Raw genomic sequence first — 24,436 nt, 5'->3', positions numbered from 1 at the left:
GTGGAGAAGACAGTTTGCACGGGCGGTCACGGCCGGTGTCGCCGCAGCGGCTGCGACGGCCGTGACGCTTCCCAGCGCGTCGGCGGAACCGGCACCCCGATTCGACGCGGCCACCGTGCTGCAGATTCCGGGCGTGCTCGCCGGTCCTTACGGCGCCGCGATGTACAACCCGACGGTGCACCATGGGCACGGCTCGATCTTTCCCACCCCGGTCGGCTACGGGTACGTCTACACGTGGACGAACCTGTTCACCGGGGCTTCCGGCACGATCACCGACCGAGACCCGGGCCGCCACGAGATCCACACCGGATCGGGTCAGGTCGTCGTCACCGGGCACTACCCCGGTGCCCAGGTGGCCAGCATCGGGACCTTCTACGTCGCGGGATGACCGGCCGGACTCCATAGCGGCGGCGGCGTGAGGATGCGGTAGCCGAGCTCGTGCAGGTGGTGATGCTCCTGCCACCGGTCGCGGGTCCAGTCGGGGTCGGTGTGGGCGGCGGTGATCGCCGCGGTGGTGGACGCCTGCAGATCGAACTCGAGATCGCGACGCAGCTCCGCCAGCTGGCTTGCATCGGTGGAGGTGGCGATCCGGGCGAGGGTGCGGGCGACCTGGTCGTCGGTGTCGGCGAGGATCCGCCGATACGCGCGGGGCAGCACGCCCCACATCACGACCAGGGCGACAACCACCCCCACGACCGTCTCGAGGAACCGGTCGCGGGACACCGAGACGAGGTCCTCAGGGGCGCCGAGCGCGCCGAGGATCATGGCGAGCGGGGTGATGAACACCATCGCGATGCCGTAGTTGCGGACCAGAAACGCCTCGATCCCCGCCATCAGCAGGGCGAGCGCGACGACGAGCACGCCGCCGTCCAGGTCGCCGAACGACATGGCCGACAGCAGGACGAGTCCCAGGACGGTGCCCGTGAATCGATGTGCGGCCCGGTACGTTCCGAGGATCCGGTCCGGCCCCTGATGCAGGATCATGGCGGCGGTGATCACGGCCCAGTCGGGGTGTCCGACACCCAATCCGATCGCGGACAGTCCCGCGACCGGGCATGCGACGAGCAGGCGGACGACGATGGTGCAGGTCCGGCCCCGCGGGTGCGCGGCGCGTGCGAGCCGGTGGAGGATCGAGGGGCGGCGCAACGGAATCTGCGGCTGCAGGTCGTCGGCGGGGGAGGCCTCGCCCTGGTCCACGCTGTGCAGAACCGCGGCGCAGCGCAGCTGGGCGTCCTCGAGCGTCCGCGTCAACAGGTGCCCCGACACGACGAGGCCTGCGTCGTGCAGGCACTGCCAGGCGGAGTGCAGCGATCGCACGGCCTCCCGGCGCCGGGTCGGTGTGTTCTGCGCGAGGACGGCCTCGACCGCGGCCACCGCGGAGGCGACAGCGGCGCGCTCCGGGGTGTGGGGGCGGAACACGACACCGGACATCGCCACCGCGAGCGCCGTGCCCGCACCGACGGCCGTCCACCCGACGATCGCGCCGACCGAGACGCCCGCCGTGGGAAGCACCGAGGCGATCTCGAGAGTGAGCAGCAACAGGAAGGCGCCGGGCGGACCGACGCGAAGGGCGTCGACGACGTACGCGCACGCGGCCACGACGACGGTCATGGTCAGGACGACCACCATTGGCCACAGGTGCGATCCGCCATCGGCCATGGCGTCGCGCACCACGGAGCCGACGCCTGCGCCGAGTCCGGCCAGCGCGACGAGCACGGCACCGACGGTCGCGACCACGCGCCAACGCACCCGGTAGGGGCGGCCCTCCCCGTAGACCACGGCGAAGGCGCCGAGAGCCGCGACAGCGGCGACCGCCCCGGATCCGAACGCCACGCCGATCAGGCCGGGCAGCGCGACCGTGACCGCGGCCCGAACAACTCCCGGCCAATGACGTCCCCGACGCGACACCGCCGTCAGGGCCGACCACGGCGGCGCGGGGCTCGGCAGCGGCAGGTCGACGGACACAACAAGTCAGGTTAGGAACCCGGCAGGTCGGAAGCCGAATCCGCGGCGGGCCCTGAGGCGAATCTCACTACGGGAGCAAAAGGGTGTGAGTGTGCGACCGGACGGCCTGCTGCAACTCCTGACGCGACAGGGTCCGCGAGCCGCACGCACAGCGGACGGGCAGGGCGTCGTCCTCGAACTCGGAGGCCTCGAGCAGGTCGACGAACTCGGAGCCGAGGTTGTCGCCGTGGTGCGCGGTGTCGACGAAATCACGGGAACCGTGGGTGTGGGGTCCGCCGGACACGACCGCGGGACCCTCCTCGGTTCGGTAGACGGTCGCCACGTGGTGACTGGCGGGGCAGGTGACCCGTACCAACGCGTGATCGCTGCGTTGCCCACCCAGGGAATCGACCGCGGTCCGCGCGATCCGCCGGCGTTCGGACGGGGGGACTGTTCTGGTGTTCATCACTCCATTGCACACCCGGAACGCACGCGGCATAAGGGTGAACTTGCCGGTCCCGGCGAGGGACTTCGACGCGTCAGATCACCGTGCCGACGTCTCGCGCGACGATGCGATCCATCGCGCGTTCGGCCACGGCGGCGATCGTCATCGACGGGTTGCACGCCGCGGTGTTCCCCGGCATCAGGGCACCGTCGAGCACATACAGTCCCGGCTGGCCGTGCACCCGGCCCTCGAGGTCGCAGACCGATTCCATGGACGCGCCGCCAAGCGGGTGCCAGGTCGAGGGGAACAGCGCCGTGGTGTCCGTGAGAACGCTTGCGGGGCCCGCGATCGCCTGCACCGTCGGCCCGATGTGGCCGTTCTGGATGACGGCGTCACCCTCCTTCGGCCAGCGCAGGACCGCGTCGTCCCTGGCGGAGTCGTACACGAAGGTGCCGCGCCCCTCGCTGACGCCGTAGCCGACCAGCATGGTGCTGCGGGCATCGACGCCGAGCGAGGGGATCGACGCCTGGATGACCGTGTGCGCGGTGGCCGGGTTGTCCCAGTTCAGGCTGCCGTAGACGACCGGTCCGCCCTGGGTGGCGCCGAACTCGGTCTCCAGGTTGGTCCACACGTAGATCCTGTCGGCGTTGCTGCCCCACCCGCCGCCGAGCCCGTCCGGCAGGTCGGGGATCTGGCCCTTCGCCGCGGCGCGCATCAGCAGTCGGGTGGTGCCCATGGTGCCCGCGCCCATCACCAGGGCGTTGGTGGTGAGGATCTTGTTCTCGAGCACCGTGCCGGACGTGTCGATCCGCTCGACGTGCACCGTCCAGCGGCCGTCCGCGGCCCGCTCGACGTCGGTGACCTGGTGCAGCGTCTGCACCGTCGCCCGGCCGGTCGCCTCGGCTTCGGCGATGTAGGTGACGTCAACCGAGTGCTTGCCGCCGTTGTTGACCCCCAGGGCGCCGGTGCCGTTGGTGTACGACGGTTTCATGCGGCCGTGGAGCTCGTCGAGCGCGTAGTTCCAGTCGATCGGCATCGGGATCTTCGACAGCGGAAGCCCGGCGCGCGTCACGTTCTGCGCGAACAGCCTCGGCGCCAGGTAGTTCGGGCTGTCGACGAGTTCGTCCGGGGCGACGGCGAGCCGCAACATGCGGGCGACCCGCGGGTAGTGGACCCGGTTCATCGTCGCCCAGTCGAGTTCCTCGGGAAAGTGCGTGTTGAACACGGCCTCCGCGGGCTGCAGGGTCATCCCCTGATAGATCAGGGAGCCGCCGCCGACGCCCGCGGCGCACAGGGTCGTCATGTTCTCGCCCGGAACCGCCTCGAGCAGGCCGGCGTAGGGCTCGAGGGCGACCGGCTTGCCGAACAGCTCCGGCGCGGACTGGTGCCAGAGGATGCGCTTGTCGGGCGCCGTGGGACTGGGGAATGTGTTCGCGTCGGGTCCCGTGGGCCACCGGATCCCGCGCTCCAGCACGAGCACCGGAACGCCCGCCTGCGCGAGCCTCAGAGCGGCGACGCCACCGCCGAATCCCGACCCGATCACGATCGCCCGGTGCTCCTCGCGGGTGACCGGCACCGTGTTGACTCGGGCGCCAATGCCCGTGGCCGCCTGGGCGATTCGCGGGGTCGTCAGCGCGACCCCCACAGCGGCTGCGCCGGCCAGAAACGACCGGCGTTTGATCTCGGACACGGCTAACCCCCTGATTGCGGACAGCGACGTACTCGGTCAAGCGAGCCAAAACTAGACACTTGGACATACAGGTGTCAAGAAGTTGGGGGCGCGATCAGGTTCCGGGGGACATTGCCGGCCGCAGCCAGCGGGTGAGGAACCTGCGCAGGTCGTCGTCGCCGTGGACCTGCTCGTCATCGAAGACGATGACCGACAGGGCAAGGCGGAGCGTGATCTCGGCGAGGTCGTCCAGGTCGTCGCCCAGGCCCGGCTCGCGTTCGATGAGCGGCGAGAGGAGTTGGCGTACCACCGGTTTGGCGCGGGCCATCATGCCGGTGTCGAAGAGTGGATTGCCCCGTTCCGCGCCCAGCAGGGCGGCCAGCACCGGTTCGTCGCGGACCGCGGCTCGCCCGGCGACGATGAGCTCGGCGATGTAGTCGAAGGCTGTGTCGGTGCTGTCCAGTCGGGCGCGGATGTTGCCCAGCACCTCCAGTGCGAGGCCTGCGACGGCCTGCGAGACGAGGTCCTCGCGTGACCCGAAGATGGAGTACACGGTCTGCCGCGACACGCCAGAAGCGTGGGCCACCGCCGCGATGGTGACTCCCTCGAAGCCCTCACTCCCGATCAGTTCGAGCGTGGCGTCCAAGATCTTCCGTTGTGATCGCACCAGGTCATTATCGGACGTGCGTCCGAGAAGATGGTTCAGACCGCAGTATGGTCCTGCAAAACCGACTGGCGGTCTACTGTGGGGGTGTGGCCGAGGCAGGGCTGGCGGCGGGCAAGGCGGACGGTGGGGTGCGAAGCATCGCCCGGGCGGTCGACGTGCTCCAGCTGTTCGACCTCGACCATCCACGCCGGACGTTGCGCGAGATCGTGGCGCTGACCGGCCTGCCGAAGACCACCGTGGTGCGGGTCCTCGCCACCCTTGGCGCGCTCGGCCTGATCGTCGATCAACGAGACTCGACCTACGGCCCGGGCGCGGGTTTCCTTCGCTGGGTGGACCTCGCGCGGTCGTTGTGGGATGTCGACGCCGATGCCCGACGCATCATGGCCCGCCTCGTCGACGCGTGCGGTGAAACGGTCAACGTGTACATCCGTCAGGACCTCAGCCGGATCTCCATCGCACAGGTCGAGGGAACCGCCACCGTCCGCAGCGTGGTGAGGGTCGGGGCCCCCTACACCCTCGAAACCGGTGCTGCCGCGAAGGTTCTTCTCGGCGGAGCGCCCGAGTCGGTGCTCCGTCAACTCTCCGAGCGACCGGGCCGGGACCCCGACACGCTGCGCCGCGAGGTGACCGCCGTCAGCGAGGCGGGATACGCGGTGAGTCACGGTGAACGCGAACTCGGCGCGTCGGCCGTCGCGGCACCCATCCTGTCGCCCGACGGGCGCGTGCTGGCTGCGCTGTCCGTCGGCGGTCCCACCTCCCGATTCACCGCCGACCGAGTGCGCCGCTATGTCGACGCGGTCACCGAATCCGCGACCGAGATCGGCAGCATCGGTCTGGGAAGAGTGGAGGCGTTCCTGTGAACGAGGGATTGCTGGCCGGCGTCCGCGTCCTGGACATGACGACCGTCCTCGCGGGACCGTTCGCCGGCTATCAACTCGCGCTGATGGGTGCCGACGTCATCAAGATAGAGTCGCCCGGCGCAGGCGATATTGCCCGTCAACTCGGCGGCAGCACCACGTTGAGCGGCGAGCACCTGGGGACGTCCTTCCTAGCCCAAAACGCCGGAAAGCGTTCTATCGCGATAGATCTCAAGACCGCCGGCGGCGCGGAGGTGTTCGAGAGCCTGGTGAAACGCGCCGACGTCCTGCTCGAGAACTTCCGTCCCGGCGTACTCGAACGTCTCGGATTCGGTTGGGACCGGCTGCGTTCGATCAATCCGCGGCTCGTGTACTGCGCGGTGTCCGGATTCGGCGCGGACGGACCCATGAGGGCGCGGCCCGCCTACGACCAGGTCGTCCAGGGGCTGTCGGGGATCATGTCGGTCACCGGCACCCGCGAAACGGCGCCGCTGCGGGTCGGTTTTCCGGTGTGCGACAGCTTCGGTGGGCTCGCCGCGGCCTTCGCGATCTCCTCGGCGCTGGTGCGCCAACAGCGCACCGGGCAGGGCGCCTATCTCGACACGTCGATGTTGGACGCCGCCCTCACCTCGATGGGCTGGGTGGTCTCCGACCACCTCATCGCCGGCCGAGAACCGTCCCCGATGGGGAACGAGAACGTCACCTCGGCGCCGTCCGGCACGTTCCGCACCGCCGACGGCGCTCTCAACATCGCCGCGAACAAGCAGGAGCAGTTCGAGAGTCTGTGCCGCATCCTCGAGCGTCCCGAACTCGTCGACGATCCGCGCTTCGCCGACCGCGAAGACCGCAAAATCAACAGGGACGAACTGCGCGAGGAACTCGAGACATCCCTCAAGGCCAAATCTGCCACGGAATGGGACGAGATCTTCCTCGACAGCGGTGTTCCCGCCGCCCCCGTGGTGTCGGTACCCCAGGCTCTGCGCTCGGAGCAGGTCGGCCATCGCGGCCTGGTGGCCACCGTCGCGTCCCCGGCCGCGGCCGGCGGCACCGTGCGGGTTCTCGGGCTTCCCACCCATGTCGACGGACATGCGGTGGCGCCCATGTCGCCCGCGCCGAGACTCGGTGAGCACACCGAGGAGATTCTCGCCGAGGCCGGCTTCGGCCCGTCCGAGATCGACCGGCTCCGTGAGGATCACGCGATATGAGCGACGCGCGCGAAGACGCGCTGTCCCGCACCAGCACCCGCGACGTCGCCGACTGGTGGTCCACCGCGGTCAGCGACATCGAACCGGGCGTCATCCGACTGCGCGGCTACCCCATCGACCAGCTGATCGACGGGGTCGGGTTCGTGGAGATGATCTGGCTCATGGTGCGAGGCGACCTACCGACGCGGGCGCAGGCGTCTCTGCTCGAGAAGGCACTGGTGTCCGCGGTCGACCACGGGCCGCAGGCCCCGTCGATCGCCGCGGCCCGCATGGCCGCCACCTGCGGTGTGGGTCTGCAGGGTGCCATCTCCGCGGGAGTGGGTCTGCTCGGCGACGGCCACGGCGGGGCAGGCCAACAATGCATGGAGGTCCTCGACGGCATCCACCGTGCCACGGCCGCCGGTGACGGCCTGGAGCAGGCCGTGCGACGCACCGTCGACGAGTTCCGCTCCGGCGATCGCTACGTGCCCGGATTCGGGCATCGTTTCCACCCGCGCGATCCCCGCCGCGACCCCCTCCTCGATGCGGTGCGGCAGCACATCGGACTCGGCACGGTCCCCGGCGACCATCTCGTCATCGCCGGGGAGATCGAACGCCAACTCGCGGAGGGACGTTCCCGCCGGGTGCCGATGAACATCGACGGGGCCACTGCGGTCATCTACGCCGAGCTCGGTTTCGCCCCACAGCTGGCCCGCGGCCTGTTCATCCTTTCCCGATCGGTCGGGATCCTGGCGCACGCCTGGGAGGAGTACGAGGGCGGACGCCGCATCAAGGGGCCGATGCCTCCGCCCCTCCTCGCCGCCTACACAGGCACCGGTGAAAGAGCCGTGCCCCGCGACTGAGAACCGCATCGACCTCGGCTCACGTGGCCCACGGCATAGTCTGGACAGGTGGTCGGGGCCGCCTACCTAGGAGGTCGTGATGATCTGTGACCCGACGTGCTTCTACCCGTTCGACCGGCCGTGGGACTGGCCGCTGTGGCGCGTGCTGTTCCCCGCATTGTTCTCGTCGGCCATCACTTGGCCCCGGTGACAGACGCTGTGCGCGCCATACGATTCCACCTGCCTTCCAACCAACTCTCTCTTGGCGAAACCAACACGAAACTCCTCGGCCTGCGTAGCATTTAGTGTCTCGCAGGGGATCCCTTTTGGAGGCCGACGTGGGCGGACTAGGTATCGATCTCGGAACTGCCAACACTGTCGTCGGTACCCCCGAAGACGGGATCGTCCTGAACGAGCCATCATTCATGTTGGTTCGAACAAAGGATCCTCACCGCGCTCTCGCGATCGGCCAGGATGCGCGTTGCCTTGTCGGCCGCACTCCTGTCGGAATCACGCAGGTTCGTCCGATGCGCAACGGGGTGATCGTGGACCTGGAGTCGGCCCGGGCATTCGTCACGGCCGTCATCAAGAGGGCCGCCCAGCCCCGGAGATACGGTATGCGGCCAAAGGGTGTCATCTCGGTTCCTGCAGGCGCCACCCCGCTCGAGCGTCGGGCAATGCTCGAGGTCGGACATGAGGCCGGTCTGCGAAAGGTTGGACTGATACCTGAGCCGGTGGCGGGTGCCCTCGGCTGCGGGATCAACCCGCTCGAACCGCGCGCCCACCTCGTCGTCAACATCGGCGGCGGTACCTCCGAGATCACCGCCATCTGTTTCGGCGGCGTGATTTCCCACCGCAGTTGCCGACTGGCGGGGGACGAACTGACCAACGCGCTGTACCAATACCTGCGGGAGGAACACCAGATCATCGTCGGCGAGCTCACCGCCGAGCGGGCAAAGATGGGCGCGCCCGATAGCGCCGACGGAGATTCGCTCGTGGTGGAGGGCTGCGACGCCGCGACCGGCCGCGCACGACTGGTCTCACTGGAGACCGAGGAGATCGTCGAGGCGCTGCGGCCGATCACAACGGGAATCGTGCAGACATTGACGGCATGCCTGGAGGACCTTCCCCCTCAGGCGATCGGTGACGTGATGTCCGAAGGGGTGCTGGCGATCGGCGGCGGGGCGATGCTCCGTGGCCTGTCGCAGCTGCTCGAAGAGTCCTTCGGGTTGCCGGTGAAGACGGCCGAGCGCCCGCTCACCTGCGTCGCCGAGGGTGCCACCGCCTGTCTGGATCACCCCGAGGTGGTCGCCGCGTACAGCAGCTGATCACCGTGGTTGCGCGAGGTAGCGCTCCAGGAGTTTCTTGACGACGGGGCCGGACGTTGCCGACCCGAAACCACCGCCACGGACCAACACCGAGACCACGATCTCGGGAGCGTCGAAGGGCACCACAGCGGAGAACCAGGCATTGAGGCCCTTCCCGGGTGCCGACGGATCCTCCGCCGTTCCGGTCTTGGCGCCAGCCGGGACCGGCAGCGACGCCAGCTGCCCGGCGGTACCGGCCGCGGCAGATGCCCGCATCCCCGCGCGCACCGGGCCGAGTTGGTCCGCGAAGGACAGTCGACGAGGCTCCGCGGTGGGAATGGGCAAGGCGTCCGGACCGTACGCCGCGGCGAGCTGGGGTGTCACCGTCGAGCCGGTGGCGATGCCCGACGTCCAGCGCGCCAACTGCACCGGAGTCGCACTGACGGTGCCCTGACCGATACCCATCAGCAGCGTCGAGCCCGGGTACCAGGTTCCCCCGATGCTGGCGACGTTCTCCGGTGTGCCCAGGAAACCCACGGACTCGCCCGGCAGGTCGATCCCCGATTCCTCGCCCACGCCCAGCTCGGTGGCGGTCGCCGCGATTCGCTCGGGGCCGAGGAGTTCGGCGAGCTGGTAGAAGTAGACGTTGTCCGACCACTGGAGCGCGCCGACCAAACTGTTCGGTCCCATCGGTTGCCAGTTCGCGAAGGTGTGCCCTCCGTAGGTGTATGACGCGCCGCCCGCGAGTTCGGCGTCCGGCGACAGCACGTTGTACTTCGCGTTTGCCGCCGCGACGACGATCTTGAAGACCGAGCCCGGCGGTGCCGCGGACTGGGCGGCGTGGTTGAGCATCCGCCCCGGCCCCGGTCCCTCGGTTTGTGCCGCCAGCGCGACCATGTCGACCGGCGGACCGTAGACGTTGTTGTCGAATCCGGGCACGCTGGCCAGCGTCAGCACCGCCCCGGTGCGGGCGTCCATCACGATCGCCGCGCCCAGGTCGCCGCCACTGGTGCGCACCGCGTCGGTCAGCGCATCGGTCGCGAGCTGCTGCAGCCCCATGTCGAGGTGCAACCGCAGGTCGTGTCCTCGCACCGGGTCCACCCGCTCGCCGGTGGCGATCAGACGCCCGGACGGATCGACGTACATGCACTGCTTGCCGTCGGTGCCGCGGACCACCGCGTCGTACTGCTTTTCCAGTCCCGCTTTGCCGACCCGCGATCCGAGGGCAAGGTGCGGCCAGCGTTCCATGTCCGACGGGTCCGCAACCCCGACGTGCCCGAGGATCGATGCCAGCGATGCTCCGTGCGGGTAGTGCCTGCGGCCGGTCGGGTACACGAGCACCCAGGGGAGCCCCGCGTCCACGATTCGCCGAGCCTGCTCGGGCGTCACCCGTCCCAGAACGACCTCCAACTCCTGGCCACCGCTCTCCAGGGTCGCCGCCAGCTGGTCCGGGGTGACGCCGAGCAGCGCGGCCAGTTCGGCGAGCACGGGTGCATCGTCCCGGGCGAACATTCGGGCAACCACCGCGACGGCGTACTCGGGGACGTTGTACGCGAGCGGCTCGCCGTTGCGGTCGAGGATGTGACCCCGCTCGGCGGGCAGGCGGATGCAACGCTCCATCTGCACGTCGCTCATCGCGCGCAATTCCGCACCCCGACCGCTCTGCAGTTGCCACGCGAACAACGACATCGCGAGGAGCATCGCCGTGACGGTGACGGCACCAGCCGACACTCCGCGGGGCAGGCGGCGCCGCCTGGACTCGGTGGCCCACAGGGGACGCGTGACGCCGTCGCGGCGGATCGCCAGCACCAGCCCGACCGCGACGAATCCGAGGATTGCGGCCGTGCCCCCGTAACTGAACAGGGGGATCGGCATGCCGGTGTGCGGGAGGAGCGACAGGCTCGCCGCGATCGAGACCACGGCCTGCACTCCGAACAGCCCGCCGATCCCGGCTGCGACGAGGGCAGCTTCCCTGGTCCTTGCCGTTCGGGCGGCGAGTACGGCCCGCCACACGATGATCATCGTGGCGACCGCGACCGCCAGGCCCGCGAACAGACCCCATCCGTACACGAGGCTCGCGAAGGCGAGGTCGTGCTCCGATTCGGGAAGGTATTCGGACCGCAGGTCGTAGAACGGTTCACGCCCCAGACCGAACCACCCGCCGCTGCCGATCGCGATGTCCGCCTGCAACGCTGCCCAACCCGACCCCTGCGGGTCGGCGTTGGTCGAGAGGAACACGTGAATCCGCTCGAGCTGGTAGGGCCGGAGAAACAGCACGGCCAGGGGCAGCGAGGCGATCCCGAGCGCGAACAGCGGGAGCAGCGGCAGCAGCGGCACCCTCGCCAGGATCAGCATGATGATCACGGTCGAGGTGAGCACCACGGCGGTCGACAGGTCGGGCTGCAGCGCGACGAGGCCGATCGGCACACTCGAAATCAGCAGGGTCGCCGCGAACCGGCCGAGGGTGTACCCGCCAGCCAAGATCGCCGCGGGGACCAGGACCAGTGCCAGCTTGGCGAGCTCGGACGGTTGAACGGTGAACAGGCCGAAGTCCAGCCAGCGCTGGGCGCCCTTGGTCGCGACCCCGAGGAGTGGCACCGCCGCGAGCAGGACGACCGAAGCGGCGAACATCGTCCAGCCGAAGCGTCGGAGGTTGCTGGGCCGCAGGCGCGATATCGCGTACATCGCACCGAGGCCGACGGCAGCGAACAGTGCGTGACGGACAGCATCCGTCGTCTTCCCCGTCGAGATCAGGTTGAGCAGGCCGAGCACGACCAGGCTGATCGCCGCCCCGACGAGCCAGGGGTCGGATTCTCGCTTCTGTCCCAGCATGCGTCCCCCGTCCCCGCAGCCTCAGCAGGTTGCGTTCTCGGCGGGCACGAATGCCGGCTCCGACGCGGCTGACGCCGGGGCGCTGGTCAGCGCGGCGAGCGCGAGCGCGGGCGCGGGCGGCAGGGCGACGGTGGTGATGCCATACGCCTGCTGACCGCCCGGCGGCACCGGCATCGTGACGTCATTGCCCGGATGGACGGCTCCGGAGCACCGGTCGTACACGCTCACATGCCAGGTCACCGCGCCGACATTCGCCGCGGGATCGACGTGGACGTCGACCCGCATGGTGCACGGTTGTCCCGTCGCGCATTCCCCGTTGGCGAAGGTGGCGGTGACCCGGCTGATCGGCCCCGCGCTGCCCGGCAGTCCGGTATGGACGGGACCCGGCTCGCTGGTTCCCTGCACGGTCGGTGAGTTGTCCGGGCCGGCTACGGGCGCGGGGGGCGGTAGCGAGACCGGGCTGATGTGATTCTGCTCGGACGGATTCGCCGGATTCAGGAGGGCGTCCCAGCCACGGCGCAGCTCCGACCATGCTCCTGGACCCGTCCACACGGCCCCGACGAGCATCAGGATCGCTATCAGGCCGACCACGCCTCGGCGCCACGACGGCCGTCTCCGCCTGCGATGCCACACACTCCGGGCCGGTGGATACCAGCCGCTCGGCGCGAGCGAGGATCCGGGCGGCGTGCCCGGCGACGCCTGCACGTTCGCCTGCTCCGTCACCACCCGACCGTCCGGAAGGGGGCGCCCCATGGTCGCCGAGACGAGCTCGGCAAGCTGGTGCCGCCTCCTCGCCTCCTTGGTCGGGTCCAACTCGGGTGCGACCGCCTGACGAACCCGTTGCGTCAGGCCGGCCAGATCCGTTGTCTCGGCGATCGATTCGGACAACCGGTCGGCAAATGCCGAATCGCGACAATTCGACGCGATACTTCGGACCAGGCCCGCCATCGCCTCGTTGACCGCGGGCCGGGACGACGCGCTCCCGGTGCACTCGATCGTGAGCCGACCACTCTCGGACACCGTCACGCCATCGCCCCGGAGGCGGATCTGGCCGCGCGCCTGTTCGAGCTGATCGACCACATCCGTGACGAGCAGCGCGGCCTGGGCCGGGGTCAACAGCGCAACCGCAAGCAGCCTCCGGAGCGGGACCCCGCCACCAGATGCGTCGGCAGCGATTTGTCGGGGCGGTTCGAGTCGGGCCGCGACGGGCTCGCTCCTCCTCGCATGGAGTCCCAAGACTGCTTGGATCATCGCGCATCCCGAAGCTAGGCCTCCCGCGGGGTGTGACCAGACCGGAGCGGGTGGGCGACGGACCTTGAGTTGGGTTTACTCGTGTCGAAATCCTTTGTGCCTGTGCGGTTCCATTTAACTCCGATCCGGTCCGCAGGGGGCAGAAACGCGAAGGCGAGAAGGTCCCGTCAGAAGGGGCCCCTCGCGTGTCACTACCGACCCGTCAGTTCGCCAGACGTCGGACGGCACAACGGGACTCGCGATGGGTGGCTTGACGATTCCCTACACCGAAAGGCGCCGCGGCGCACGTAACGATGTCGTCTCGGGCCGCGGGGCCGGCCGGGCGGATCCACCCGAGCCGGCCGGGCCCCGACGGCGGTGGCTCACGCGATCACGGGGAGCCGGACGACCTGCCCGGCATAGGCGAGTCCGGCGCCGAAGCCGAGCAGCAACGCGGTGTCGCCGGGCTTGGCGCCGCCGGAGCGGAGGAGCTGTTCCATGGCCATCGGGATCGACGCCGCGCTGGTGTTGCCGGTCTCGATGATGTCGCGGGCGACCGCGACGGTGTCGGGCAGGCCCAGCGTCCGGATCAGCGCGTCGGTGATGCGGCTGTTTGCCTGGTGCGGCACGAAGGCGTCCAGGTCGTTCGCCGTGATGCCGGACTTCTCCAGGGCATCGCGGCATGCCTTCTCCAAGAAGGTCACGGCCCAACGGAACACCGCCTGGCCGTTCATCCGGATGTACGGCCGCTCCGTGGTGCCGCCGCTCGCCTCGGCCGCCGCGACCTCGGCGAAGTACTGCATGAAGTCCTTGTCCTGCTTGATCGCCGTGGTCTGGGTTCCGTCCGAGCCCCATGCGACCGGACCGATTCCCTCGGCATCGGAGGGACCCACGACGGCCGCGCCCGCTCCGTCGGCGAAGATGAACGCGCACGTCCGGTCGGCCGTATCGAGAAGGTCGGACAGCCGTTCCACGCCGATCACCAGGACGTGGCGGGCCTGCCCGGCGCGGACGAGGCTCGCGGCGTTGCCGAGGGCGTAGCAGAAGCCCGCGCACCCGGCGGAGATGTCGTAGGCCGCGGTGTCGTTCATGCCGAGTTCCGTGGCCACCACGGCCCCGGCCGACGGTCCGAGGACCATCTGTGAGGACGTGGCCAGCACGACCGCGTCGACCTGCTCGGCCGTGATGCCTGCGGCGGCGAGGGCGTCGCGGGAGGCCGCGACGCTCATCGAGACGATGGTCTCGTCGGGCTCGGCCCAGCCGCGGGACTTGATGCCGGATCGGGTCTGGATCCATTCGTCGGAGGAGTCGATGCGGTCCACGATCTCGGCGTTCGGGACGACGCGTCGGGGCCGGTACACCCCGAGACCCAGGAGGGCCGTATGGGCGACGGGACTGGCGGTGGCGATGGGGGCGGGCACAGCATCCTCTCCATGTGAACCGATCGGTACACATGGTTAGAATTAAACCTGAACCGATCGGTCCACACCAGTCAGGAAGGGCCCCGCATGACGACGGCACGACCGCGAGCTCGCCTCCTCGCGAGCACCATCGCGATGGTGCAGGAGGTCGGGGTGCATGCGGCCGGGCTGACAGAGCTGCTCAAACGCAGCAATGCGTCTCGGAATTCGCTGTATCAGCACTTCCCGTCCGGCAAGTGCGAACTCGTGGAGACGGCGGCACGGATCGTCTCGAGAGTGGTGTATTCACACCTGAGCGTGATGGCGGAGAAGCTGGCGAGCACGCCGTCGGTGGAACAGTGGTTGGACGAGCTGTTCGCGTTCTGGCGTGAGCCGCTCGAGTCCAGCGAGTACCGGCTGGGCTCGTTCATGATGGCGGCCGCACTGGACGAGCTGAACCCGGCGGTGCAGTCCGCTGCCGGTCAGGCGTTCACCGACTGGACCTCGCGGCTCGCCGACGGCATGGTCGCGGCGGGGATCGAACGAACCACCGCGCGCTCGATGGCAGGGCTGCTGTTGTCGGTCATCGAGGGCGCCATCGTGCAGAGCCGCGCGCTCGAGTCGAGTCAGCCCTTCGTCGATGCGCGCGTCCAGCTCCGCGTTCTGTTGAGTCACCACCTCGCGCACGAGGCAGATACAGCTCGGGCGCTGTGACCGAAAGAACGGTCACAGCGCCCGAGTCGAGCGATGCCTGAGATCAGGCGCTGGCGCCCTCGCGCTCGGCGACGAGGTTCAGCGCGATGTCGGTGAGCATGTCCTCCTGGCCACCGACCAGCTTGCGCTTGCCTGCCTCGAGCAGCAGGGTGCGCACGTCGATGCCGTAGCGGGCCGACGCGACCTCCGCGTGCCGCAGGAAGGACGAGTACACGCCCGCGTAGCCGAGGGTCAGGGTCTCGCGGTCGACGCGCACCGGCCGGTCCTGGAGCGGGCGGACGATGTCATCGGCGGCGTCCTGCAGGGCGAACACATCGCAGCCGTGCTTCCACTCGTACAGGTCCGCGACGGCGATGAACGGCTCGATCGGGCAGTTGCCCGCGCCCGCACCGTGCCCGGCGAGCGAGGCGTCGACGCGGAAGACGCCCTCCTCGACGGCGACGACGCTGTTCGCGACCGACAGGGACAGGTTCTCGTGCGCGTGGATGCCGATCTCGGTGCCCTCGTTCAGCACGTCCTTGTAGGCACGGACCCGGTCGCGGACCCCGCCCATGGTCAGGCGTCCACCGGAGTCGGTGACGTAGACGCAGTGCGCGCCGTACGACTCCATCAGCTTCGCCTGCTTGGCCAGCTCCTCGGCGGGCGCCATGTGGCTCATCATCAGGAAGCCGGAGACGTCCATGCCGATCTCGCGGGCGGTCTCGATGTGCTGTGCGGAGACGTCGGCCTCGGTGCAGTGCGTGGCGATGCGCACCGAGCGCACACCCAGCTTGTACGCGTGCTTGAGCTCCTCGATGGTGCCCACGCCGGGCAGCAGCAGGGTGGTCAGCCGGGCGTTCTGGATGGACTCCGCCGCGGCCTCGATCCACTCCCAGTCGGTGTTGGAGCCGGGGCCGTAGTTCACCGAACCGCCGGCGAGCCCGTCACCGTGCGCGACCTCGATGGCGTCCACGCCTGCGGCGTCGAGGGCGGTCACGATCCGCTTGACGTCCTCCGGCGAGATCCGGTGACGCACCGCGTGCATGCCGTCGCGGAGGGTGACGTCCTGGACGAAGATGGTGGGGTTGGTGGTCATCGGGTGGCTTCCTTCTTCTGTGCGATCCGCTCCGCGATCTGCTGTCCTGCGGAGGTCATGATGTCGAGGTTGCCTGCGTAGGCGGGCAGGTAGTGTCCCGCGCCCTCGACCTCGAGGAAGATCGACACCTGGTGCGTCGGGCGGTTGCCGTCGACGACCAGGGTCTCGACCGGCTGGTCGGCCGGGATCTCGTTGATCTGGACCTGCTGCTTGAGCCGGTAGCCGGGCACGTAGGCGGAGACGTCGCCGACCATCTTCTCGATGGACTGGCGGATCTCGTCGTGCGTGGCCGGGTCCGGCGCGTCGACGAGGCAGAAGACCGTGTCGCGCATCATCAGCGGCGGCTCGGCGGGGTTGAGGATGATGATGGCCTTGCCGCGCTTGGCGCCACCGACCGACACGATCGCGCTGGACGTGGTCTCGGTGAACTCGTCGATGTTGGCGCGGGTGCCGGGGCCTGCCGACTTCGACGCGATCGACGCGACGATCTCGGCGTACGCCACCGGGACGACCCGGGAGACGGCCGCGACCATCGGGATGGTGGCCTGGCCGCCACACGTCACCATGTTCACGTTCGGGGCGTCGAGGTGCTCGTCGCCGTTGACCGCAGGGATCACGAACGGCCCGATGGCGGCCGGGGTGAGGTCGATCATCCGCTTGCCGAACGCCTGCAGCCGCTCGTTGTTCGCGACGTGCGCCTTCGCCGAGGTGGCATCGAAGACGATCTCGATCTCGTCGAAGTTCGGCAGCGCGACGAGGCCCTCGACGCCCTCCGCGGTGATCGGCACCCCGAGGGAGGCGGCCCGTGCCAGGCCGTCCGAGGCGGGATCGATACCGACCATCGCACCCATCTCCAGGTGCTCCGAATGATTGAGCACCTTGATCATCAGATCGGTGCCGATGTTGCCCGATCCGATGATCGCGACCTTGACTTTGCTCATGCTTCCTTCTCTTCCACGAATCGGGCGGTCACGGTGCCGAGACCGGACACGGTGACGGTGACGGTGTTGCCTGCGGCGACGGTCGCCATCGGGCCGAGGGCGCCGGACAGGATCACCTGACCGGCGAGCAGCGGCTGGCCGAGGTCGCGGGCGGTGCGGGCCAGCCACACCACGGCCTCGATCGGGTCGCCCAGGCAGGCGGCGCCGGTGCCGGAGGAGACCTCCTGGCCGTCGACGGTCATCGACATGGTGACGTCGACCGGCTCGACCTCGTCGAGGGTGCGGCGCTCGGTGCCGAGGACGTACACACCCGACGACGCGTTGTCGGCGACGGTGTCGCCGAACCGGATGTCCCAGTTCTGGATCCGGCTGTCGCAGATCTCGAGGGAGGCGACGGCGTAATCGATCGCGCCGCGGACCTGGGCGGCGTCGAGCGGGCCCTCGATCAGGTCCGCGCCCAGCACGAACCCGACCTCACCCTCGATCTTCGGCTGGATCAGCCGGGACATCGGGATGTCCCCGCCGTTCGCGAACTCCATCTCGTCGAACAGCACGCCGAGGTCGGGCTGGCCGACGCCGAGCTGCTGCTGCACGGCCTTCGAGGTCAGGCCGATCTTGCGGCCGACCACTCGGGCACCGGACTGCACGCGCAGATCGTTGAAGCGCTGCTGGACCGCGTACGCGGCCTCGAGGTTGTCGGCGCCGATCAGTTCCCGGATCGGCGCGCACGGCACACCGGCCGCGGCGGCGGCCGCGAGGCGATCCGCGGCAGCGGCGATGGCGGTCTCGCTCGTTGCGGTGGAATTCGTGGGCTGGGTCATGTCCCTACTGTTACGGGATTCGCGTGCCCGGGCCAGGTAGTTGTCTCACTCAGCGATACGCTCGAACGATGACGGGCGCCGCGAACCTCGACACCGTGCTCGGCAAGGCGGTGACGATCCTGCGCGCCTTCCGCCCCGAGGATCAGGTGCTGCCCCTCGCCGAACTGGTCCGCCGGAGCGGGCTGCACAAGGCGACCGTGCACCGCCTGGCGGGGGAGCTGGTCGCGAACCGGCTCCTCGACCGGGTGGACGGCGGCTACCGGCTCAGTGGCGGCCTCTTCGAGCTGGGGATGCTCGCCTCGCTCGAACGCAGCCTGCTCGAAATGGCGATGCCCTTCCTGCAGGACCTGTACGAGCGGACCCACGAGACCGTGCATCTCGGGGTCCGTGACGGTCACGACGTCGTGTACGTCGCCAAGATCGGCGGGCACCGGCAGGCCAAGTCCCCGTCCCGGACCGGTGGCAGGATTCCGCTGCACTGCTCGGCGATCGGTAAGACGCTACTCGCGTACGCCGCCCCCGACCTGCAACGGGAAGTGCTCGAGGCGCCCCTGGTCCGACGCACCGTGCACACTGTGGTGGCGCCGGGGATGCTGCGCCGCCAGCTGTCCCGGATCGTCGAGACCGGGGTGGCGTTCGAGCACGAGGAGTCCGCGCTCGGGATCGTGTGTGTGGCCGCCCCGGTCGTCGGCCACGACGGGGAGATCGTCGCGGCGGTCAGCGTCACCGGACCGACGGGCCGGTTCCGGCCCGAGGCTCAGGCCACTGCCGTTCGTGCCGCCGCGGCGGGCCTGGGGAGCACGATTGCCCGCCGCGAGCGGATTCGCTAGCCGGCGGCGAACTTCTCGGAGGTGCCGAGGTCGACAGGCAGGGCGATTCCGGTGATTCCGCGTCCGGTGTCGCCGACGAGGTAGAGGACCGCGTCCGAGATCGCCTCGACCTCGACCCAGGGCTGGGGCAGCAGGTTGAGCTTCTGCATGATCTCGGCGGTGTCGTCGAGCACCGGGTTCTCGAGATCGGGGCGGAATCCGCGCACCATCGCGTCGTTGTCGATCATGGTCGTCCGCACGTTGCCGGGATGGACCGAGTTCACGCGAATGTTTGCCCAGGCCAGTTCGTTTGCCAGCGACTTCGTCATCCCTCGAACGGCGTGCTTGGCGGTGGAATAGTGCACGATCCCCGGGACTCCTCGCAGGCCCGCCATCGAACTGATCAGCACGATGGAACCGCCACGGTTCCCCGCCATCATGTGCGGGATCGCAACCTTGGTGGTCTGCCAGACGCCGGTGACGTTGATGTCCATCATCTCGCGGAACTCGTCGGGGGTGAGGTCCCAGGACAGCTTCGGCGACGCGGCGATGCCGGCGTTGGCGACGACGACGTCGAGCCGGCCGAAGCGTTCGACGCCTGCGTCGACGGCCTTCTGCAATGCATCGAGGTCGCGGGTATCGGCAACTGTGGCGACGATGCCCCGCCCCTGGGCTTCGACCAGCGCCACCGTCTCGGCGAGGTCGGCTTCCGTGGCCATGTCGTACCCGGCGGTCGTCACGGGGGCGCAGCGGTCGATCGCGATGATGTCCGCGCCTTCCGCGGCCATCCTCACGGCGTGTGCGCGTCCCTGCCCGCGCGCCGCACCCGTGATGAACGCGACCTGGCCGGTGAGCTTACCCATCGTTCTCCTTCATTCGTCCGAAACTGGAACACGTTCATCATCTACCGACGGCAGGATCCGGGAGGTCGTTTCGCGTCGGCGGGCGGCCGATCTCTTGACCGAATCCAGAAAGATGCGGGATGGTAGACGGGTGCCCTCGACGAGGGATTACGCACAGCAGTTGCGTGCGGCCGAGCTACGCGTGACCCGCCTCCGGGTCGCGGTGCTCGAGGCCGCGAACCATCGCCATCTCGTCTGCCGCTCCTGCGGCGCCATCGCCGACATCGACCGCGCCGCGGGCGATGCGCCATGCCTGACCGCTCCTCGGAAGGAAGGCACGAAGTGTCCAACAGCGAAAGTGAAAGCCCAGCGATCCCCTCTCCGACCCCTGAGGAGCACCGGCCGAGGACCAACCAGGATTGGTGGCCGAATCAGCTGGATCTGAGTGTCCTGCACAAGAACTCGTCGTTGCCGAATCCCATGGGTGCGGACTTCGACTACACAGAAGAGTTCAAGAAACTCGACCTCGAGGCACTCAAGCGTGACCTCGTCGAGGTGATGACTGTGTCCCAGGAGTGGTGGCCGGCCGATTACGGTCACTACGGGCCGCTGTTCATCCGGATGAGTTGGCATGCCGCAGGCACCTACCGCATCGAGGACGGCCGAGGCGGCGGCGGGCAAGGCGCGCAGCGCTTCGCCCCGCTCAACAGCTGGCCCGACAATGTAATCCTCGACAAGGCACGCCGGTTGCTGTGGCCGGTCAAGCAGAAGTATGGCAAGCAGATCTCGTGGGCTGACCTGTTGATCTTTGCCGGTAACTGCGCGCTCGACTCCATGGGATTCAAGACCTTCGGCTTCGGCTTCGGTCGGGAAGACATCTGGGAACCCGAAGAGATCTTCTGGGGATCCGAGGACGTCTGGCTCGGCGACGAGCGCTACAGCGGCGAGCGGGAACTCGCCAATCCGCTCGGCGCCGTTCAGATGGGCCTGATCTACGTCAATCCGGAAGGCCCCAACGGCGCACCGGATGCGCTGGCTGCGGCCACGGACATTCGCGAAACATTCGGCCGGATGGCGATGAACGACGTCGAGACGGCCGCGTTGATCGTCGGCGGGCACACCTTCGGTAAGACGCACGGCGCGGGCAGGGCCGACCTGGTCGGTCCGGAGCCGGAAGCCGCGCCACTGGAGCAGCAGGGCCTGGGCTGGAAGAGCTCCTTCGGTAGTGGCGTTGGCAAGGACGCGATGGGAAGCGGCCTCGAGGTGGTGTGGACACCCACACCGACCAAGTGGGACAACACCTTCCTGGAGACCCTGTACGGCTACGAGTGGGAGTTGACCAAGAGTCCCGCAGGCGCCTGGCAGTACGTCGCGAAGGACGGCGCAGGCGCGGGCACCGTGCCCGACCCCTTCGACGCGTCGGCGCCTCGCCCCCCGACGATGCTGGTGACCGACCTCTCGCTGCGGGTCGATCCGATCTACGGGCCGATCACCAGGCGCTGGCTGGACCATCCCGAGGAGCTCCATCTGGAGTTCGCCAAGGCGTGGTACAAGCTGTTGCACCGCGACATGGGGCCCATTTCGCGCTACCTCGGCCCCTGGGTTGCGGAGCCGCAGTTGTGGCAGGACCCGGTCCCCGCGGTCGACCACGAACTCGTCGGTGACGACGACATCGCCGCGCTCAAGGGCAAGATCCTCGAAGCGGGTCTGCCCGTCTCTCGGTGGGTGTCGACCGCGTGGGCGTCGGCGGCATCCTTCCGCGGCACCGACAAGCGAGGAGGGGCGAACGGGGCGCGGATTCGCCTTGCACCGCAGAAGGACTGGGAGGCCAATGACCCGGCGGGACTGGCGGAGGCGCTACAGACACTCGAACGGATCCGGGACGACTTCAACGCCGCGCAGTCCGGCGGCAAGAGGATCTCGCTCGCCGACCTGATCGTCCTGGCCGGGTGCGCGGCGGTCGAGCAGGCGGCGCGCAGCGCCGGGCACGAGGTGACGGTCCCGTTCGCGCCGGGCCGCACCGACGCCGCGCAGGAGCAGACCGACGTGGAAACGTTCTCCGTGCTCGAACCCCGGGCCGACGGTTTCCGCAACTACCTGCGCGCCGGGGAGAAGCTGCCCCCGGAGCGGTTGCTGCTGGACAAGGCGAACCTGCTGACGTTGACCGCTCCGGAGATGACGGTCCTGATCGGTGGGATGCGCGTCCTGAACGCCAACCTCGCGCAGTCCGCCCACGGCGTCCTCACCGACCGGCCCGAGGCGTTGACCACCGACTTCTTCGTGAACCTGCTCGACATGGGCACGGAGTGGAAGGCCTCAGCCTCGTCCGAGGGCGTGTACGACGGCCGCGATCGAGCCACGGGTGAGGCGAAGTGGACGGCCACCGCCGTCGACCTCGTCTTCGGTTCGAACTCGCAGTTGCGCGCCCTCGCCGAGGTTTACGCGAGCGACGACGCGCAGCAGAAGTTTGCGTCGGACTTCGCCTCGGCGTGGGGCAAGGTGATGAACCTCGACCGGTTCGACCTCGCGAGGCGCTTCGCACCCGTGCGCGGATAAGGGGTCCCGGGACCCGTCAGCCGCGCACGGGCAGCGGAGCTGCCTAGATCATCGCGCGGTGGAGGCCCTGCGGCTCGCCGCCGAGCTGGGTCAGCGCCGACGCGTGGAAGATCGACCCGGGCACGTGGATGGCGTGCGACAGGCCGGCGTGCGCGTCCCGCCAGAACCGCTGCAGCGGCGTCTTCATCTGCAGCGCACCGCCACCCGAGCGAGCGAAGATCTCGTCCACCGCGCGGACAGCGCGCCACGCCGCCGCGGTCTGGGTGCGCCTGCCGACGGCCCGCTGCTCGAAGCTGACCTGCTGGCCCTTCTCCGTCATGTCCCAGAACCGGTCGACCGTCTCGAGGATCGCGGCCCGCGAGGCGGCGATCTCCGCCGCGGCGTCACCGATCGCGAACAGCACGTACGGATCCTCCTTGATCGGCACACCGGTGATCGCGACCCGGCTCTTCTGCGCCGCGATGTGGCAGGCCAGCGCGCCCTCGGCGATGCCGATCAGCGACGAGGTGATACCCAGCGGGAAGATGCACGAGAACGGGAAGTTGTACAGCGTCTCGCCGCGGCCGGCGATCTTCGGCGCGGTGCCGTCGTACACCGTCGCCGAGTCGAGGGTCCGGTACTCGGGGAGGAAGGCGTCCTTGACGATCAGGTCCTTGCTGCCGGTGCCGCGCAGACCGACGACATCCCAGCTGTCCTGGTCGATCTCGTAGTCGCTGCGCGGGAGCAGCACGTGCAGGATCTTCGGCGGCATCTGCGGCTTGCCGTCCTGGCCACCGACCATCGCACCGATCATCACCCACTGGCAGTGGTCGGTACCCGAGGAGAACGACCACTTGCCGTTGAGGATGTAGCCGCCGTCCGTCGGGACCGCGACACCCATCGGCGCGTACGGCGACGCCATCCAGGTGTCCTGGTCCTGGCCCCACACCTCTTCCTGCGCCTTCGGGTCGAAGAACGCCAGCTCCCACGGGTGCACACCGACGATGCCGGTGACCCAGCCCGTCGCGCCGTCCATCGCACCGATCGCCATGGCCGTCTCAGCGAACTCACGCGGATGCACCTCGAGACCGCCGTACTGCTTCGGCTGCAGCATCCGGATCGCCCCGGACTCCTTCAGCCGCTTGGCGTTCGCATCGGACAGGCGCATCAGCTTGTCGCCCTCGACACCGCCCGCGCGAATCTCGTCCGCGTACTGCTCAATCCGATCCAGGACCTGTCCCATGACTTCCTCGTATCTCTAGGTGTTCGACCGTAGGCCTAAAACTAGAACATGTTCTATCGAAATGGAAGGGAAACGGACCTACTGGTTTATTTTCCTGCGGCATCCCGGGTTCATCTCGGAGGGCCCATGGAATCCCTGGTGTTCGCGCACCGGTCTCGGCGGGCGGCCGCCAGGAGTTGGCATCGCGGATCGCGGTACTGGCTGTTCCGCTGATGGCGGCGCGGCTCGAAATGGAACGTGTTCTAGTTGGGAGGGGGGATGCGATGGGATGCGACGGGGCTTGTCGAATGCGGCCGCGTGAGGCTGTCCGGATCGCACCATCTGTAACAAATCGGTGGTGCTCCGGGTATGAAGGGTGAGGGGGACAATTCGGTTCTCGCAGTATCGGATATAGGGGAGTGGTCATGAGCAATCAGTTGGTGCGCCGCGCAAGCGCCGCGGCACTCGCGGCTGTGGGGATGGGTACTGCGGTGGTGACCGGAGGTGGTGCTGTCGCGAGTGCGCAGCCCGCGCCGCCGACGTCGACGACGATGACCTGCGGGAGCGCGAATCCGCTCTTCTGGGCGCCGTCGTTCACGTGGAACATCAGGGCCGCGTCGGGGGCGTCGCTCCGCCCGGGTGCGTCCGAGCTCGAGCCGGCGATTCTGCTGAGTGGCGGAAACGAACTGCCGAGGCCGCCCGGCGGTCTGATCCCGAGCATCGGAATCAACTGGTACGGCACGCGGGTGCTGGTCGACTGGCGCAACGAGACGACCGGAGCCACCGGCCGCAGCGTCAGCGATGAGGCGGCCCTGCAGCAGACGCCCGGAATCCCGATCAACCGAACCTGGACGGGAACGGGAACGGTGTCGTTCACCGTCACCGTCGAGACCGGCGCGGGATGGCGGTTCATCAACACTCAGAACGCCGTCTGCAAGGGAACGATCTCCGTAGTGCCCTGACGGTGACGCGGGACCGCACCCGTACACAGGCAAACGCGCGACGCGCCACCCGATGACGGGTGGGGCGGCGCGCGGCGTATGGCGGACAGGCGGGGTGTGTTTTAAACAAAAAACAACCCCCCAGACTCTAATTGTTGG

The 24,436-nt window shown here is 68.8% G+C and carries 22 protein-coding genes; 10 read left to right on the top strand and 12 right to left on the bottom strand.

Annotated elements, in window-relative coordinates; genetic code table 11:
• The first annotated feature begins 61 nt into the window (after positions 1 to 61).
• The gene (locus ACFXMV_RS00225) at positions 62 to 388 is read left to right on the top strand and encodes a hypothetical protein (RefSeq protein ID WP_378499246.1); all 327 of its coding nucleotides are present in this window, start codon (positions 62 to 64) and stop codon (positions 386 to 388) included.
• On the opposite strand, the gene ACFXMV_RS00220 is transcribed toward ACFXMV_RS00225, so the two are convergent.
• The 4 genes from ACFXMV_RS00220 to ACFXMV_RS00205 form a co-directional block, all read right to left on the bottom strand.
• Positions 373 to 1,908, bottom strand: a complete 1,536-nt coding sequence (locus ACFXMV_RS00220; protein WP_378499253.1) for an FUSC family protein — start codon at positions 1,906 to 1,908, stop codon at positions 373 to 375. The genes ACFXMV_RS00225 and ACFXMV_RS00220 overlap by 16 nt on opposite strands.
• A gap of 124 nt (positions 1,909 to 2,032) precedes the next feature.
• Positions 2,033 to 2,410, bottom strand: a complete 378-nt coding sequence (locus ACFXMV_RS00215; protein ID WP_378499245.1) for a hypothetical protein — start codon at positions 2,408 to 2,410, stop codon at positions 2,033 to 2,035.
• Positions 2,411 to 2,483: 73 nt separating this feature from the next.
• Positions 2,484 to 4,079, bottom strand: a complete 1,596-nt coding sequence (locus ACFXMV_RS00210; protein ID WP_378499244.1) for a GMC oxidoreductase — start codon at positions 4,077 to 4,079, stop codon at positions 2,484 to 2,486.
• Between the two features lie 94 nt (positions 4,080 to 4,173).
• Positions 4,174 to 4,725, bottom strand: a complete 552-nt coding sequence (locus tag ACFXMV_RS00205) for a TetR/AcrR family transcriptional regulator (protein WP_378499243.1) — start codon at positions 4,723 to 4,725, stop codon at positions 4,174 to 4,176.
• Between the two features lie 86 nt (positions 4,726 to 4,811).
• Here ACFXMV_RS00205 and ACFXMV_RS00200 point away from each other — a divergent pair, with 86 nt between their 5' ends.
• The 4 genes from ACFXMV_RS00200 (at position 4,812) to ACFXMV_RS00185 (ending at position 8,936) form a co-directional block, all read left to right on the top strand.
• On the top strand, positions 4,812 to 5,585 hold the full coding sequence (locus ACFXMV_RS00200) for an IclR family transcriptional regulator (protein ID WP_378499242.1): 774 nt from the start codon (positions 4,812 to 4,814) through the stop codon (positions 5,583 to 5,585).
• Positions 5,582 to 6,787 (top strand): CaiB/BaiF CoA transferase family protein, encoded by a 1,206-nt coding sequence (locus ACFXMV_RS00195; RefSeq protein ID WP_378502729.1) that lies wholly within the window; start codon positions 5,582 to 5,584, stop codon positions 6,785 to 6,787. Before ACFXMV_RS00200 ends, ACFXMV_RS00195 begins: the two co-directional genes overlap by 4 nt.
• Positions 6,784 to 7,629 carry a citryl-CoA lyase gene (locus tag ACFXMV_RS00190; RefSeq protein WP_378502730.1) on the top strand — a complete coding sequence of 282 codons (846 nt, stop codon included), beginning with the start codon at positions 6,784 to 6,786 and terminating at the stop codon, positions 7,627 to 7,629. The genes ACFXMV_RS00195 and ACFXMV_RS00190 overlap by 4 nt, the downstream gene beginning before the upstream one ends.
• A gap of 317 nt (positions 7,630 to 7,946) precedes the next feature.
• Positions 7,947 to 8,936, top strand: coding sequence for a rod shape-determining protein (locus ACFXMV_RS00185; RefSeq protein ID WP_378500382.1), 990 nt, complete (start codon positions 7,947 to 7,949; stop codon positions 8,934 to 8,936).
• Here ACFXMV_RS00185 and ACFXMV_RS00180 read toward each other — a convergent pair whose 3' ends face one another.
• The 3 genes from ACFXMV_RS00180 to ACFXMV_RS00170 all read right to left on the bottom strand — a co-directional run bounded on the left by ACFXMV_RS00180 (position 8,937) and on the right by ACFXMV_RS00170 (position 14,398).
• Entirely contained in the window at positions 8,937 to 11,747 is a 2,811-nt protein-coding gene (locus ACFXMV_RS00180; RefSeq protein ID WP_378500383.1) for an FtsW/RodA/SpoVE family cell cycle protein, read from the bottom strand.
• A gap of 21 nt (positions 11,748 to 11,768) precedes the next feature.
• Positions 11,769 to 12,863, bottom strand: coding sequence for a hypothetical protein (locus tag ACFXMV_RS00175; protein ID WP_378500384.1), 1,095 nt, complete (start codon positions 12,861 to 12,863; stop codon positions 11,769 to 11,771).
• A gap of 497 nt (positions 12,864 to 13,360) precedes the next feature.
• A complete protein-coding gene (locus ACFXMV_RS00170; protein ID WP_378500385.1) occupies positions 13,361 to 14,398 on the bottom strand; it encodes a beta-ketoacyl-ACP synthase III in 1,038 nt (345 codons plus the stop codon).
• An 87-nt stretch (positions 14,399 to 14,485) separates the two neighbouring features.
• Between ACFXMV_RS00170 and ACFXMV_RS00165 the strand changes: the two genes are divergently transcribed.
• The gene (locus ACFXMV_RS00165; protein WP_378502731.1) at positions 14,486 to 15,091 is read left to right on the top strand and encodes a TetR/AcrR family transcriptional regulator; all 606 of its coding nucleotides are present in this window, start codon (positions 14,486 to 14,488) and stop codon (positions 15,089 to 15,091) included.
• A 43-nt stretch (positions 15,092 to 15,134) separates the two neighbouring features.
• Here ACFXMV_RS00165 and dmpG read toward each other — a convergent pair whose 3' ends face one another.
• The 3 genes from dmpG to ACFXMV_RS00150 are packed head-to-tail and all read right to left on the bottom strand — an operon-like array spanning position 15,135 to position 17,928.
• On the bottom strand, positions 15,135 to 16,166 hold the full coding sequence (gene dmpG / locus ACFXMV_RS00160) for a 4-hydroxy-2-oxovalerate aldolase (RefSeq protein WP_378502310.1): 1,032 nt from the start codon (positions 16,164 to 16,166) through the stop codon (positions 15,135 to 15,137).
• Positions 16,163 to 17,107: an acetaldehyde dehydrogenase (acetylating) gene (locus ACFXMV_RS00155; RefSeq protein ID WP_378502732.1), complete on the bottom strand. Its 945-nt coding sequence runs from the start codon at positions 17,105 to 17,107 to the stop codon at positions 16,163 to 16,165. The genes dmpG and ACFXMV_RS00155 overlap by 4 nt, the downstream gene beginning before the upstream one ends.
• A complete protein-coding gene (locus ACFXMV_RS00150) occupies positions 17,104 to 17,928 on the bottom strand; it encodes a 2-keto-4-pentenoate hydratase (protein ID WP_378500534.1) in 825 nt (274 codons plus the stop codon). Before ACFXMV_RS00150 ends, ACFXMV_RS00155 begins: the two co-directional genes overlap by 4 nt.
• 68 nt (positions 17,929 to 17,996) lie before the next feature.
• Between ACFXMV_RS00150 and ACFXMV_RS00145 the strand changes: the two genes are divergently transcribed.
• Positions 17,997 to 18,758, top strand: a complete 762-nt coding sequence (locus ACFXMV_RS00145; protein ID WP_378502733.1) for an IclR family transcriptional regulator — start codon at positions 17,997 to 17,999, stop codon at positions 18,756 to 18,758.
• Here ACFXMV_RS00145 and ACFXMV_RS00140 read toward each other — a convergent pair.
• Positions 18,755 to 19,600 (bottom strand): mycofactocin-coupled SDR family oxidoreductase, encoded by an 846-nt coding sequence (locus ACFXMV_RS00140; protein ID WP_378500536.1) that lies wholly within the window; start codon positions 19,598 to 19,600, stop codon positions 18,755 to 18,757. The genes ACFXMV_RS00145 and ACFXMV_RS00140 overlap by 4 nt on opposite strands.
• A gap of 112 nt (positions 19,601 to 19,712) precedes the next feature.
• On the opposite strand from ACFXMV_RS00140, the gene ACFXMV_RS00135 reads away from it, so the two are divergent.
• Together ACFXMV_RS00135 and katG are read left to right on the top strand one after the other, a co-directional pair.
• Positions 19,713 to 20,024: a hypothetical protein gene (locus ACFXMV_RS00135; protein WP_378500540.1), complete on the top strand. Its 312-nt coding sequence runs from the start codon at positions 19,713 to 19,715 to the stop codon at positions 20,022 to 20,024.
• The gene (katG, locus tag ACFXMV_RS00130; RefSeq protein WP_378500537.1) at positions 19,922 to 22,135 is read left to right on the top strand and encodes a catalase/peroxidase HPI; all 2,214 of its coding nucleotides are present in this window, start codon (positions 19,922 to 19,924) and stop codon (positions 22,133 to 22,135) included. Before ACFXMV_RS00135 ends, katG begins: the two co-directional genes overlap by 103 nt.
• A gap of 43 nt (positions 22,136 to 22,178) precedes the next feature.
• Here the strand turns inward: katG and ACFXMV_RS00125 are convergent, their stop codons facing one another.
• On the bottom strand, positions 22,179 to 23,357 hold the full coding sequence (locus tag ACFXMV_RS00125; protein WP_378500538.1) for an acyl-CoA dehydrogenase family protein: 1,179 nt from the start codon (positions 23,355 to 23,357) through the stop codon (positions 22,179 to 22,181).
• A gap of 404 nt (positions 23,358 to 23,761) precedes the next feature.
• Between ACFXMV_RS00125 and ACFXMV_RS00120 the strand changes: the two genes are divergently transcribed.
• The gene (locus ACFXMV_RS00120) at positions 23,762 to 24,298 is read left to right on the top strand and encodes a hypothetical protein (protein WP_378500539.1); all 537 of its coding nucleotides are present in this window, start codon (positions 23,762 to 23,764) and stop codon (positions 24,296 to 24,298) included.
• The last annotated feature ends 138 nt before the right edge of the window (positions 24,299 to 24,436 follow it).

Source organism: Rhodococcus sp. NPDC059179, assembly GCF_042754885.1.
Lineage (GTDB): Bacteria > Actinomycetota > Actinomycetes > Mycobacteriales > Mycobacteriaceae > Rhodococcus_G.
This window is presented reverse-complemented; position numbering and strand designations above follow the sequence as displayed.

Coding starts and splice junctions, on each gene's coding strand:
- ACFXMV_RS00215 (WP_378499245.1), bottom strand. CDS start 2,410: ATGAACACCAGAACAGTCCCCCCGTCCGAACGCCGGCGGATCGCGCGG.
- ACFXMV_RS00190 (WP_378502730.1), top strand. CDS start 6,784: ATGAGCGACGCGCGCGAAGACGCGCTGTCCCGCACCAGCACCCGCGAC.
- ACFXMV_RS00180 (WP_378500383.1), bottom strand. CDS start 11,747: ATGCTGGGACAGAAGCGAGAATCCGACCCCTGGCTCGTCGGGGCGGCG.
- ACFXMV_RS00165 (WP_378502731.1), top strand. CDS start 14,486: ATGACGACGGCACGACCGCGAGCTCGCCTCCTCGCGAGCACCATCGCG.
- dmpG (WP_378502310.1), bottom strand. CDS start 16,166: ATGACCACCAACCCCACCATCTTCGTCCAGGACGTCACCCTCCGCGAC.
- ACFXMV_RS00155 (WP_378502732.1), bottom strand. CDS start 17,107: ATGAGCAAAGTCAAGGTCGCGATCATCGGATCGGGCAACATCGGCACC.
- ACFXMV_RS00150 (WP_378500534.1), bottom strand. CDS start 17,928: ATGACCCAGCCCACGAATTCCACCGCAACGAGCGAGACCGCCATCGCC.
- ACFXMV_RS00145 (WP_378502733.1), top strand. CDS start 17,997: ATGACGGGCGCCGCGAACCTCGACACCGTGCTCGGCAAGGCGGTGACG.
- ACFXMV_RS00140 (WP_378500536.1), bottom strand. CDS start 19,600: ATGGGTAAGCTCACCGGCCAGGTCGCGTTCATCACGGGTGCGGCGCGC.
- ACFXMV_RS00135 (WP_378500540.1), top strand. CDS start 19,713: ATGCGGGATGGTAGACGGGTGCCCTCGACGAGGGATTACGCACAGCAG.
- ACFXMV_RS00125 (WP_378500538.1), bottom strand. CDS start 23,357: ATGGGACAGGTCCTGGATCGGATTGAGCAGTACGCGGACGAGATTCGC.
- ACFXMV_RS00120 (WP_378500539.1), top strand. CDS start 23,762: ATGAGCAATCAGTTGGTGCGCCGCGCAAGCGCCGCGGCACTCGCGGCT.